The sequence below is a fragment of the Lewinella sp. W8 genome (assembly GCF_004375085.3).
Taxonomy (GTDB): domain Bacteria; phylum Bacteroidota; class Bacteroidia; order Chitinophagales; family Saprospiraceae; genus Neolewinella.
Genome location: NZ_SNAQ03000003.1, coordinates 1 through 12,089 on the forward strand (window position 1 = coordinate 1; position 12,089 = coordinate 12,089).

The window sequence follows — 12,089 nt, forward strand, 5'->3', positions numbered from 1 at the left end:
ATCTTGACCAAGTAGGGGCTTACCACTTTTAAGATGGTCTGCTAACAGCTTTTGGAGATCCGCTGGTAATTTGTCTTTTGCGCTTTTCATTCTTAAAGATAGTAGACACACTTACTTGAACAGTCTCTTTCATCATTCCCTTAACAGACCAACAGACCAACAGACCAACAGACCAACAGACCAACAGACCAACTTACCCAAACGAATCAATTACCATCACCCCCCGGTGGTCGAAGTCATTCATTTTGGTCAGAATCTTTGCCGCTTCTTTCAGGGTGACGGTAAGCTTGACCAGCTTCCCGGGCTTCAGTTTGCCACTGCGAATCATGTTGAGCATGTCGGCGTAGCGGAAGGCCTGCATGCCGTGGCAACCGAGTATTTCTAACTCGTGGGCGAGCACGCGGTCCATTGGGATTGTCGGATGCTGGTGGTCTCCGGTCATGAGCCCTACCTGCAGGTGTTTGCCCCGTTTGCGTAGGTTGGCGATGGAGTTGAAGCAGGTGGTCTGACTGCCCAGGGCATCCATGGAAACGTGAACTCCACCTCCGCTGAGGTCCCGGATGGCTTCCACTACGTCCGGCACCTTCTTGGCGTTTACGGTGTGCTTTGCGCCCAGGCGTCGGGCCAGGTCCAGGGTGCCTTCGTCAATGTCGACGGCAATGACCTGAGCGCCCAGCGCACGGGCAATCATGATGGCGGAAAGCCCAATTCCCCCACAACCGTGAATGGCGACGCACTGGCCCCCACGCACTTTCCCCTGATCCACGATGGCCCGAAAGGAGGTGACGAACCGGCACCCCAGCGTCGCGGCGGTGAGGTCGTCAATTTCTTTTGGCAGGCGAACGAGGTTGACGTCGGCGTAATCCACCCGCACGAACTCGGCAAAGGAACCCCAGTGGGTGAATCCGGGCTGAGACTGATGGTCGCAAACCTGATGATTGCCGGAGATGCACTCCCCGCATCGCCCACAACCCGCCACGAAGGGAACCGTCACCCGCTCACCGACCCGGAAGTTCTTCACCTCCCTTCCGGTCTCTACGATGGTGCCGGCCAGCTCGTGGCCGGGAACGTGGGGCAGGTTGATGTCCGGATCGTGCCCCATCCAGCCGTGCCAGTCACTACGGCAAAGCCCCGTGGCTCCCACTTTGATGATGACGCTGCCCGGAAGGGGCGTTGGGTCGGGGAGGGATTCGTGGGTGATGGGGCCACCAAACTGCTCGTAGTAGAGTGCTTTCATACGGGTAAGCTAGTCAAAAAATGCCTTTAGTTCCACGACCGATGTCGTCTTAAAGACCAGCTTGCCTTCCTGATCCAGCAGCAGATAAGAAGGGAATCCGCTTATGGCCAGGCGTTCAATGGTTGCGTTGTCCACCCGCCAGGAAGTCCAGGGGATAGCGTGTTTTTCCTTGAAGGCATCGATTGCTTCCTGCTCGTCCCCAAAATTCAGGCCGACGATTTTCAGTTGGCCGGTTTCCTGATCCACTAACTCCTTAAGTTGGGGCAGCTGGACGATGCAACCCTTGCACCAGGTTCCCCAGACGTCAAATAAGGTGTAGGGATGCTCCTCACTAATCAGCGAGGGAATACTGGTCGCCGTTTCCACGTCGAGTGATCCCTGGACGTCCGACAGGTAGCCACCAACCCGCAAACCCAGCGAATTGTCGCCAATGGCGGCCGGGCGAAGCGTCAGGGACGCACCGGATGGCTCCATGTCCACCAGCCGGAAACCATGCTCCTGTACGGCAATCAACGCGTTCTCTTCGTAGTGGAACCCATGTTTACTCCGGTCTTCGTTCAGGGGCTCACGGGAAGACCCCAGCAGTACCATGTCTTCTCCCTCATCATCGTAGGTGCCGTTACAGTTATAATCGTATACACCCACCGCGTAGGTCGAATCCTGGTAGGTGAATTGCGCGTAGCGATAATTCATCCTGCGGTCTTCCAACCAGTGATCGGCATCCGTGATGTCGTTCTTACCCATCTGACGATCGTTGCCGAAGTAGGTTTCGATCATTTGTTTTCTTTCCGCATCCGGGTAGTTTGGCTTGCGGTAGGCGACCAAAAATTTGCAGTCGGCACACTCTCCGTGGGTGGTGACGACGACGGTGGAATCCTCCCTCCGAAAATCAAAACGCTCGGCCGCCAAAAAATTGAAGGAATAGGTGGTGTCCTGGTAGATGGTGGGGAAGGGAGCGTCGTAGGGGTACAGCAGGTAGGGAATGCTTTTGCCCAGCGGATTGTCCGGCTTGCCGGCGAAGTAGTTCACGGCCAGGGCAATTTTCTCCGGATCGAGGGTGCTGGGGTACCGAACGTGGTAGACGGTATCTCCGAAGTGGACGGAATCGTTGTGCATCCGGAAGGTCGCCATCATGCCATGACCGTTCCGGTCCTGCCGCTGATCGTATTTCCCGGCGAACGAAATGGTGATGTCCTCGCTGAGTGGGTTGAGGCTGGTTTGCCCTAATACCGGAAACGACAGGAAAAGGCAAAAAGCCAAAAAACAAAGTTGTCTTTTGTGGGTATTGAAGTGTTTCATTGGGTTGGTTTAGACCGGTAGATGAAGTGCACGTAGCTTTCGGTGGGAGCAATTCTTCACGAAAATGCTTCACCTTAACGGACGGGTGTTTCTGCCCCTGGGTTGCCGCATCAGAAATTTGAATCGATCAGCACCTTCCAGGTGTCCGGCGCGGACTGCTCCCAAACGATCAGGTACTTCCCACCGTAGCTGCCACTGCACTGACCAATTTCAAACACCAGACGATCGTTGACGGCCCGGGAGATCAGGGGCGTCAGGTTGAGGGCGTAGTCGGGATTGTTCATGTAGCTGTATACCGGAATCAGCGCCTCCTGCCCCCGAACTACCGGTCGGTGGTTGTAGTAAATCGTATTGGTGGTGTAGACTTCCCGGATCAATGTTTCCGCGTCGTGCTGGTTGCACAATTCCACCCAGCGGTTCCTGCCGCGATCGATGGCGGCCTGGGGTAAGGGCCCAGGCAGGTGGGGGGTGACGACCTCAAAGGTCCGCTTCCTGCCCGTGCTGTCGGTCATCCAGATCGCCAGGAATTTCTTAGGGGATTCACCCCGGGTGAAACCACCAATTTCGTATTCAATCCAGGGCTCTTCCCGGGCGAGGATGAGGGTATCGGTGTACATTTCACTGATCTCACCTTCCTGGCTGCTCCAGTATCGCTGAATCTCCTCCGCTCCGGAAATCACTTCCCCCGACGGGAGGGCCAGCACGGCGTCGGGGAGGTAAAGGTCGGTGGGGGACTCTCCACCATTGATGGCTTGCCGCCAGCGGAGGTTCTCCGGGCTGGTTTTGGAAGTCTGAGGTGCGTCCGCCTTATCGACCGGGGGACCATCCCCGCACCCGGTGAGCAAAAGGAGGCAAAATGCAAGCCAGTTGAAAAGGATACGCATCGGAAAGTATTTGGCTGCTGAAAATACCCCTCCCCGACGGATATTCCAATCTTTGGTTGGTCCATTGCCGAGCAAAAAAAAGCCGACCCAACGGGAGGTTGAGCCGGCCGATACCATTGATTTTCGTTGGCGAACGTTACTTCTAGTTGTAGGCTGTTCCGCGAATTAACCCTTTGGCCATCAAGTCCTTGAATTTTCCAGTAGCGGCAAGGCATGCCTTGCCGCTACCAATTGCCCCACTGAACGGCCGCGATTCCGCAGGAATCGCTGATGAAACCTCTCGGAACAGCCTACTTCTAGTTACCGATCATGAGCTTACCGGACTGCCGGCCTTCGGGGCCGTCGAGGTGGTAGAGGTACAGTCCGTTGGGGAGGTCCTCCACGGACCATTCCAGCGTGCCATTACCGGCCACGGTGCGCAGTACTTCCCGGCGTAATTCCCGACCGTTGAGGTCCGTCAGAGAGGCCGTAAATTCGGCGGCCGTTGGGGCGTTGACGTTGAGGGTCACCATTTCGCGGGCGGGATTGGGGAAGACCCGCATCCCGTAGTCCGCCACCCGGCGATCTACGGAGGTTACGTCGTCATCGATGACGACGCCCACCAGCATCTCGGCGTTGAGGCCGTTCCAGTTGGCGTTAACCGTATTCCAGGCCAGGTTCATGTCCTGGGTCGGGAAGAGTTCGAATACGTTCGTTCCGTCGCCACATCCGTCCCGGGTGGAGAGGATGCCCAGGTCATCAGAAATATCTTCGCCGTATACGTCAAAGAAATCGACACTGACGAAAAAGTCGTCGTCGGTGACCGTGACCGGGGTGGAGAAGGGGAAACTGGTAAAGAGAATGGCGTTCTCGTCAACAAGTAGGTCACTGACCAGCACGGAATCACTGCTGCCGAGATATTCCCCAAACGACATACCGTCTTCGGGTAAACCGCCGTAGATGTTGATGACCACCTTCCGGTCGGCAATATCTGCACCGACTTCACCAAAGGCAACCAGGACTTCGGTGACGTTAAAGGTCTGTTCTTCCGGCAGGGTGAAGAGCTGCGCTTTTTCGAGGTCGAAAAATTCGTTGCTACCGAAGAGGTAGCCTCCCCCCTGGGTGGTGAACAGGGTCACCGTGTTGGCGCAGGTGTCGGCGAAGATGTCGGGGAACAGGGTGTCGATGACGGCCTTGTTCTCCTGGCGGGAAACGAGTTCCGGGAGGGGGAGACGTTCTCCCTCCAGTAGTTGGATGCCGACTTTAGCGTCGGTGGTTTGGATGGGGGTGATTTCCTGGGCCGCGAGCTGGCCAAATGCGAAGACAAAACAGAGTAAACCGAGTAAATTTTTGAGCATCTTGGTGGTTTTTGGGTGAATTGATTGCACAATGTGCACAGGATGATCATCATAAACAACCCCCTCAATGTCTTTAACCCTACCTTAATTGGCTTTTTTCCGAAGGGGAAGCCCGATTTGGTGCCAATTAAGGCCTACGCTGTTCCGTGAGGTTTCATCATCGATTCCAGCGGAATCGCGGCAGTTCAGTGGGACAAACGGTAGCGGCAGGTAATTACCAGACACTATACTGCTATACAAATGTGTTTCTCCCTCTCCTAACCCCGTCCGACTGGCGGCCAGGCCGGGCGGGCTCTGCATTTCGCTACGCTGGAGAGGAACTGAAACAATCATTTGTCTGGCAGTGTACTGCCGCTACTAAAAAAATCAGGGACTTGATTGCCGAATGATTAATTCACGGAGCAGCCTACAATTAATGCTTAGCGAGCAACCGCATCCCGGTAGGCGGCCATCTGTCGGGCGATGTACTTCCCGATCACGTCGAACTCCAGATTTACTTTGGCACCAGCGCGCAGCGCCCCAAAATTCGTGTGATCGAAAGTGTAGGGGATGATGGCCACCTTGAAAGTATCGTCAACGGGCGTCACCACGGTCAGCGAAACCCCGTTGACGCAGATGCTGCCCTTGTCCACCAGCAGGTGCTCCGGGGTGGGGGTGTAGCGGAAGGTGAAGTACCAGCTGCCGCCGGCCTCTTCCACCGCCAGGCATTCGCCTACGGAATCCACGTGCCCCTGCACGATGTGCCCGTCCAGGCGGGCACCGGCCATCATCGCCCGCTCCAGGTTAACGGTGTCGCCCACGGACCAGTCGCCAAGGCGGGTCCGCTCCAGGGTTTCCCGGATGGCCGTCACGGTATGGGTGCCCTCGCCCAGGGCCACCACCGTGAGGCAAACCCCGTCGTGCGCGATGCTCTGGTCAATCTTCAGGGAAGCACTCAGATCGCTGGCGATGGTGAAGTGGACGTTGTCCTGCTCCCGCTCAATGCCCGCAATGGTGCCGGAGGACTCAATGATACCCGTAAACATGGAGGATGCTTTGTTTAACTGGTAAACAATCAGGCGAGCTGAAGTTCTTGAAAATCGAAGGGAACTTCGACAACCATCCCACGTTTGCCCTGCTTCAGTTTGACTTTCTGCTCCTGTCCGTCAATGGTCATGGTCTTCGGGGAGAAGGGAAGCCCGACGAAACGCAGGCGGATGGTCTTGAAGGAAGCCCTGAAGTCACCGGCAACTTCCTGCGTCAGGCGGAGCTTTTTGCCCTTCATCGTAAAGTGGAAACTGCGGTCGGTGAAACCGTTTTCCTGGTAGTCGTACCCGTCCAGGGCGTCCCAGTAGAGCCGTCCACCACCGCGTTTGGCACAGCAGATGGAAAGATTCAGCTGTCGTAGGCCATCCAGTTCCGAGGTGGACTGCACCGCCGCCACGGTGGGCAGCACCGCACCGGCGCGGACGAAGACGGGAATGCGGTCCGGCCGCAGGGAAACCCGCTTTTTCGACTTTCCGGCGTAGGATTTTCCGGTCCAGTAATCGTACCAGGTGCCCTTGGGCAGGTACACCTGCATGCTTTTCGCTCCGGGCTTTACGACCGGACAAACGAGCAGATCGTCGCCGCACAGGAACTGGTCCGGAAACTTCCGGCAGTAGGGGTCCTGCTGGTCGTAGAAGAAGAGATTCCGGAGGACGGGGGTACCGTCTTCCACGTGTCGCTTCATGACGGTGTAGAGGTAGGGTAGGAGGCGGTAGCGCATCTTGATGGCTGCCCGGTTCCGCTTGGTGTGCTTTTTGCCGTGGACCCAGGGTTCCTGGTCCTGCCGGTTGAGCTTTTCGGCTTCCTTGACGGCCTCGGCTTCCGCCTCGGCGGCCCCGTCCTCGTTGTTGCCCATACTGTGGATGCGCATCACGGGATGGAAGACGGCCAGTTGCAGCCAGCGCGTGAGCATCTCGGGTGTGGGGTCATCCACGAATCCGCCGATGTCCGTCCCGACCAGGCTGTAGCCACTCACGGCCAGGCGGATGCACTGGCGGTTGGCGATGGCGAGGTGTTCCCAGCTGGCTACGTTGTCGCCCGTCCAGAGGGCCGCGTAGCGCTGCCCACCGGCAAAGCTGGCCCGGCCGAGCAGGAAGGGCCGCTTTTCGGGTTTGAGCCGGCGCAGGCCGTCCCAGCTGGCCCGCGTCATCTGCATACCGTAGATGTTGTGGGCCTTCTTGTGGTCGGCGCCGTAGCCCTCATAGTGGTGGCGGATGTCTTCGGGGAAGGTCAGGGCATTGACCTTGAAGACGGCCGGCTCGTTCATGTCGTTCCAGAAGCCACTGACGCCCTGGTCGATGTAGAGTTCTTTGTAGAGGTTGCCCCACCAGTCCCGCACTTCGGGGTCCGTGTAGTCCGGCCACACGCACTCGGGCGGCCAGACGGGGCCGATCATGTGGGTACCGTCCGGCCGACGGCAGAACATGTCCCCTTCCATCCCCTCGGCGTACACGTGATAATCGGGATCTACCCGGATGCCCGGATCAATCATCACCACGGTATGGAATCCGTTTTCCCGCAGATCACTGATCATTTTGGCGGGATCGGGGAAGTGCTCCTTGTTCCAGGTGAAGCAGCGGTACCCGTCCATGTAGTCGATGTCCAGGTAGATGGCATCACAGGGAATGTTCTTTTCCCGGAAGCTATCCGCCAGTTCCCGCACCCGACTTTCGGGATAGTAGGACCAACGGCACTGGTGAAAGCCCATAGCCCAGAGGGGCGGAAGCTCGGCCTTGCCGGTCAGCTGGTGGTAGCGGACGGCGACCTCGTTCAGGCTCGGACCGTTGATGAAAAAGTAGTCCATTTCTCCGCCCGCGGCCCACATGGTGGCCTTGTTGTCGTGGCGGCTGTTGAAGTCAAAGAAGGAGCGATAAGGGTTATCCAGGAAGATGCCGTAGGCCTGTCCCTTGCGCAGGCCATAGAAGAACGGAATGCTGCGGTAGAGTGCCTGGCGGCCCTTCCAGTACCCGAAGGCGTCGCTGTTCCAGTTTTCCCACTCACTGCCCTGCAGGTCGGTGTCCCAGGCCTTGTCGCCCAGGCCATAAAACCCTTCCTTCTTATTGGTTTTGAATTGTACCCGCACCTGATCGAGGCCCTTCAGTAGGGTAGACCGACCGGTAAAGGGGGCGGCAAAATCGTGGAGGACTTTGCCGGACGTGCGGTCCGTGATGGTCAGTTTTCCGTCGGCCTTGGCCACGGAAACGACGAGGGAAAGGGAGGTGAAGGTGAAGGCTTCGGCGCTACTGCTGCTCGTGACCATGGCCGCGGCGGGGTGGGCCCGCTCGTCGCGCGCGTAGCTGAAATCCGGACCGGCCTCGCCCACGCTGAACCAAATGCGCACAATGTCGTCGCTCCAGAAGGAAAGGCTCAGCTTGGCTGCTCCACTGCTCAGCAACCGGAAGGACTGGCTCCCCTCGGCTACCACCGCGGTGATAGCACCGGGATGATGGAGATAATAGACGTCTTCGTAACGGGCGGTATTTTCGGTGGCCCCGTTAAAAACTACCTCGGCGGGAGGGTCGTAAGTGTGGGGAACCTTACCTGCTTTTTGTGGTTTCTTGGACATAAGCCTTCTTTCAGTTGGCCGCCCAAGGTAAGACCTTCTCTAATTATTCAGCGACCAGTCGTAGTCCCGAAACTGAATTTCGGTGGATTCCGCGATGGGGTCGTCCAGGTATTTGTTGAGGTAGGTCCGGAGGTCACCAAAATCACTGCCGTACCAGTCAAAAATCTTGGACACCTTCACGGCCCCCGCCTCAATCTGGTTGTAGCGGCCGTTGTTGATGAATTTCCGCGTCAGGCTTTCCAGCATGCCGTTCAGGTTGCTGGCGGTGAAGGCCCGGTTGGCCAGGGGCGGACAAGAGGCAGCGGCACAGTTGACCGCAAAGTGGATGCGGGGGTCTCCGTATTTGGGGCGAAGAATCTCGTGTTCAATCTGGTTTAGGCTGTAGGTTTTGCCGTCCAGGTCGATCCACTTGACGTCCCAGGTTTTGCCACCGTCCAGGTCCATGATGCTCTTCACCGGCCAGTTGTCCAGAATGCGCTTGACGGTGAAGGCATTGTAGGCATTGATCCAGTAGGCCATCGAGGCATTACGTCCCCAGTCTTTGTCCGGAGTCGCTTCGGCGAGCGTGGCGAGGTAGGCGTCGAGGGCCGCCTCCTGGTTTTTCAGTCGCGCGTAGTTGACGTCGCCCGAAGTGGAGACGTACTGCTTCAGCAGGGCGTTCCAGGCGGAATGATCGGGCGGGGTGGGGGCCTGTGGAGCTGGCTCCGCTGCCGTGGTGACCTCGGTGGTTCGTTCCTCGCTAGAAACGGACTGATCCGCTGGCTTTTCGGCGGTAGCGGGAGAAGAGCTGGCGGCGGGTTGCGTAGTGGGAGCAGGCTTGGGGGCTTTCGGGGCAGTGGTGGTTTTTGTTGGCTGCTCCGTGCCGGCGGCCGCCACGGGTTTTACGGGGAGCTTTTCCTCCGCCACAAATTCGGGGTTGGCTTCCTGGGTGTGCTCAATGACGTCGCGCACCACTTCCTCTTTTTCCATCAGGTCCGGTGCCTCGGTGGACGCCACGCCTTTGTCGGTGGACGCGGCTTCCGGCTGCGGGCCTCCGCAGGCCACTAGGGAAAGAAGGCAAAGAAACGACAGATAGGTAGCAAGGTTTCGAAAGGTCATGGATTCATGGTTTTTTGGGCGCATGCGCGCAGGTGCAGGGTGGTTGGGCAAGGGATAGAAGGATAGAATGATTGGTGGACTGAAGGATTGAAGGAAAAACAAGCTCTTCATGCCCGGTCACTACTCTATTTACGTAAAACCGGGCCACCTTGGTTCGCAGGAGGCGTAAAACTGTCCGGATCGGACAAAATGAAAAAAGCCCGTTCGCGGGGCGAACGAGCTTTTACTCATGGAGCGGAGGAAGAGGGATTCGAACCCCCGGTACCTCTCGGTACGTCGGTTTTCAAGACCGGTGCATTAAACCACTCTGCCATTCCTCCGAAGGCGGGCGCAAAGGTAAATACTTCCGGAATGATCCACAAAATAAATCTCGAAAAGGATCATCGAATTTTCCGGACTACGCTTCCGTCATGCTAACATAAGCAACCGCACGATGAAAAAGTTCCATTTTTTTTCTACGCCGGTTAAACCATCAGCTCCCGGGGGAATCTCATCACAAAGTCGTGGCCTTCCGAGCATTTTTACCTGGTCTACATTTTCTCACCTTTCCCGATGCCGCTCTCCGGAGTGGACGGGACGAATTACCATGAACCATGCTCAAGAATGCCCGCTGCTTAGATTGCTTTCGTTTTTCCCTCCTGATTTTCGCCTGTTCCCTGATGACTGCCTGTGCAGGAGACACCCCCTTCGTCGAACCCTGTATGGAAATGACGTGGTATCTGGACGCCGACGGCGACGGCCTCGGCGATCCGGATAATTTCCTAGAGTCCTGCGAGGCCCCCGACGGCTACGTGGCCAACGCCGACGACACGAACGATCCCGGCGTGATGATGACCGCCGTGGAGGAAACTTTCGGGGGCACGATTGACCCCGAGAACCTTTACGATTACGCGGGCCAGCCGGTCCCCAACTACGTCAACCGCGACAATACGGCGGGCAATCCCATCGATAACCGGGTGGCCACCCTCGGGCGGGTACTCTTCTACGATCCCGAGCTGTCGTCCGGACGCAGCATTTCCTGTGCTTCCTGCCACCAGCAGGCCTTCGCCTTTAGCGACGGCGATCAATTTAGCACGGGGCTGAATGGGTTGACGGCCCGCCACTCCATGCGGCTGGTCAACGCCCGCTTCTCGGATGAAGCGCGCTTCTTCTGGGACGAGCGGGCCGAATCCCTCGAGGCCCAAACCACGATGCCCATTCAGGATCACGTAGAAATGGGTTTCAGCGGTCAGGACGGCGATCCCTCCCTGGCCGACCTCCTGGACCGGCTGGAAGCCATTGACTATTACCGGGAGTTGTTCACGATGGCCTACGGTGACGCGGTGGTCACCGAAGACCGGCTGCAACGGGCCCTGGCGCAGTTTATCCGCAGCATCCAGTCCTTCGACGCCAAGTACGACCAGGGAGCCGCGATGGTCAATAACCTGAACGGCAGCTTCCCCAACTTTACGGCCTCCGAGAACCGGGGCAAGGACCTCTTTCAGCGTCCGGCAGACTTCGACGGGCAGGGCCGCCGCATCGGCGGCGGCGTGGGCTGCCAGGGTTGCCACCAGGCACCGGAGTTCTCCATCGACCCCAATTCCCGCTCCAACGGCGTCTTCCAGACCGCCGACGGCACTGGCATCGACAACGATGTTTTCCGTTCCCCCTCCCTGCGGGATCTCGTCGACCCCGACGGTAACCTCAACGGTCCGTTGATGCACACCGGTCGGTTCAACAGCCTCCTGGCCGTCATTGACCACTACAACGCCATTCCGGCCGCCGCGCTGGGCAATAACCTGGATCGGCGGCTGATGCCCGCCGGCCGCCCCCAGCAACTTCAGTTGACCGACCAGGAAAAGGCGGATCTGGTCGCATTTCTCCGGACGCTATCCGGAAATGACCTCTACGACGAGGAGCGTTGGAGCGATCCCTTTTAGGCTCCGTCCCATAATCCCATAAACTGCTTGGTGTATTTGTGTATTCAAGTAATGACCCCAGGGGCCGGACGGCCGCTGGGGTCGAACTTGCTCCGGTCCCGGCGGCGAGGACTACTCAAACTTTATAAAGCACATTAAAGCGGCCACCGGGCTGGTCGGAACACGTGTAGAAAAACCAATAGGCTCGTTAGAGTGAGGGAAAAAAGTCCCGCCGGCCACAATCGGCCGACGGAAAAAGTGTGTTGTTCAATAGTGAAAGTTGCTCCTGTAGACGTCACTTTTTTGCGCAGGTAACGGGCTCAAAATGGCGGCTTCGCCGCCGTTTGGACAAATCGGGGATGAGGGTAGGAGAAAGGGGGGACTGGCCCCCGTGGGCGGGGTGAAGAAAAAATTAAAAAAAGTTTGGCGGGGGCAACGCAGTGGATGGTGTTTCCTTTCCCCGAAAGGAAACCCAACCACGTCCAGCGAAGCGAGAAAGTATATGCTACTGGCCCAGTCTCAATGGGTTCTACCCAACCGTATTCACTAGCGGAGTGCGGTCGCCTTTCGGGGAAAGGCTCCACCACATAGATTTTGCGCACTGGTGTTTCCTTTCCCCGAAAGGAAACCCAACCATGTCTGGCGAAGCGAAAGAGAATTTGCTACTGGCCCAGTCTCAATGGGTTCTACCCAACCGTATTCACTAGCGGAATGCGGTCGCTTTTCGGGGAAAGGCTCCACCAC

8 protein-coding genes and 1 tRNA gene are annotated in these 12,089 nt (G+C 57.6%); 1 reads left to right on the forward strand and 8 read right to left on the reverse strand.

Annotation, left to right across the window (positions count from 1 at the left end; all coding sequences use genetic code 11):
• Window positions 1-193: 193 nt before the first annotated feature.
• The 8 genes from E1J53_RS04435 to E1J53_RS04470 all read right to left on the reverse strand — a co-directional run bounded on the left by E1J53_RS04435 (window position 194) and on the right by E1J53_RS04470 (window position 9,767).
• A complete protein-coding gene (locus E1J53_RS04435; protein WP_134271751.1) occupies window positions 194-1,237 on the reverse strand; it encodes a zinc-dependent alcohol dehydrogenase family protein in 1,044 nt (347 codons plus the stop codon).
• A gap of 9 nt (window positions 1,238-1,246) precedes the next feature.
• Complete coding sequence (locus E1J53_RS04440; RefSeq protein WP_134271752.1) at window positions 1,247-2,536, reverse strand: TlpA disulfide reductase family protein; 1,290 nt, start codon at window positions 2,534-2,536, stop codon at window positions 1,247-1,249.
• A gap of 110 nt (window positions 2,537-2,646) precedes the next feature.
• On the reverse strand, window positions 2,647-3,420 hold the full coding sequence (locus tag E1J53_RS04445; protein ID WP_134271753.1) for a hypothetical protein: 774 nt from the start codon (window positions 3,418-3,420) through the stop codon (window positions 2,647-2,649).
• A gap of 296 nt (window positions 3,421-3,716) precedes the next feature.
• Window positions 3,717-4,757, reverse strand: a complete 1,041-nt coding sequence (locus tag E1J53_RS04450) for a T9SS type A sorting domain-containing protein (protein WP_134271754.1) — start codon at window positions 4,755-4,757, stop codon at window positions 3,717-3,719.
• Window positions 4,758-5,176: 419 nt separating this feature from the next.
• Window positions 5,177-5,782, reverse strand: coding sequence for a riboflavin synthase (locus E1J53_RS04455; protein ID WP_134271755.1), 606 nt, complete (start codon window positions 5,780-5,782; stop codon window positions 5,177-5,179).
• Between the two features lie 29 nt (window positions 5,783-5,811).
• Complete coding sequence (locus tag E1J53_RS04460; protein ID WP_134271756.1) at window positions 5,812-8,349, reverse strand: TIM-barrel domain-containing protein; 2,538 nt, start codon at window positions 8,347-8,349, stop codon at window positions 5,812-5,814.
• A gap of 39 nt (window positions 8,350-8,388) precedes the next feature.
• Entirely contained in the window at window positions 8,389-9,447 is a 1,059-nt protein-coding gene (locus E1J53_RS04465; RefSeq protein WP_173021360.1) for a DUF547 domain-containing protein, read from the reverse strand.
• A gap of 235 nt (window positions 9,448-9,682) precedes the next feature.
• Window positions 9,683-9,767, reverse strand: a tRNA-Ser gene (locus E1J53_RS04470).
• 387 nt (window positions 9,768-10,154) lie between these two features.
• Here E1J53_RS04470 and E1J53_RS04475 point away from each other — a divergent pair.
• A complete protein-coding gene (locus E1J53_RS04475; RefSeq protein WP_253930456.1) occupies window positions 10,155-11,366 on the forward strand; it encodes a cytochrome-c peroxidase in 1,212 nt (403 codons plus the stop codon).
• The last annotated feature ends 723 nt before the right edge of the window (window positions 11,367-12,089 follow it).

Excerpts from the sequence above, each read along its gene's own strand:
- E1J53_RS04435 (WP_134271751.1), bottom strand. The coding sequence starts at position 1,237 with ATGAAAGCACTCTACTACGAGCAGTTTGGTGGCCCCATCACCCACGAA.
- E1J53_RS04460 (WP_134271756.1), bottom strand. The coding sequence starts at position 8,349 with ATGTCCAAGAAACCACAAAAAGCAGGTAAGGTTCCCCACACTTACGAC.
- E1J53_RS04455 (WP_134271755.1), bottom strand. The coding sequence starts at position 5,782 with ATGTTTACGGGTATCATTGAGTCCTCCGGCACCATTGCGGGCATTGAG.
- E1J53_RS04475 (WP_253930456.1), top strand. The coding sequence starts at position 10,155 with ATGACGTGGTATCTGGACGCCGACGGCGACGGCCTCGGCGATCCGGAT.
- E1J53_RS04465 (WP_173021360.1), bottom strand. The coding sequence starts at position 9,447 with ATGACCTTTCGAAACCTTGCTACCTATCTGTCGTTTCTTTGCCTTCTT.
- E1J53_RS04445 (WP_134271753.1), bottom strand. The coding sequence starts at position 3,420 with ATGCGTATCCTTTTCAACTGGCTTGCATTTTGCCTCCTTTTGCTCACC.
- E1J53_RS04440 (WP_134271752.1), bottom strand. The coding sequence starts at position 2,536 with ATGAAACACTTCAATACCCACAAAAGACAACTTTGTTTTTTGGCTTTT.
- E1J53_RS04450 (WP_134271754.1), bottom strand. The coding sequence starts at position 4,757 with ATGCTCAAAAATTTACTCGGTTTACTCTGTTTTGTCTTCGCATTTGGC.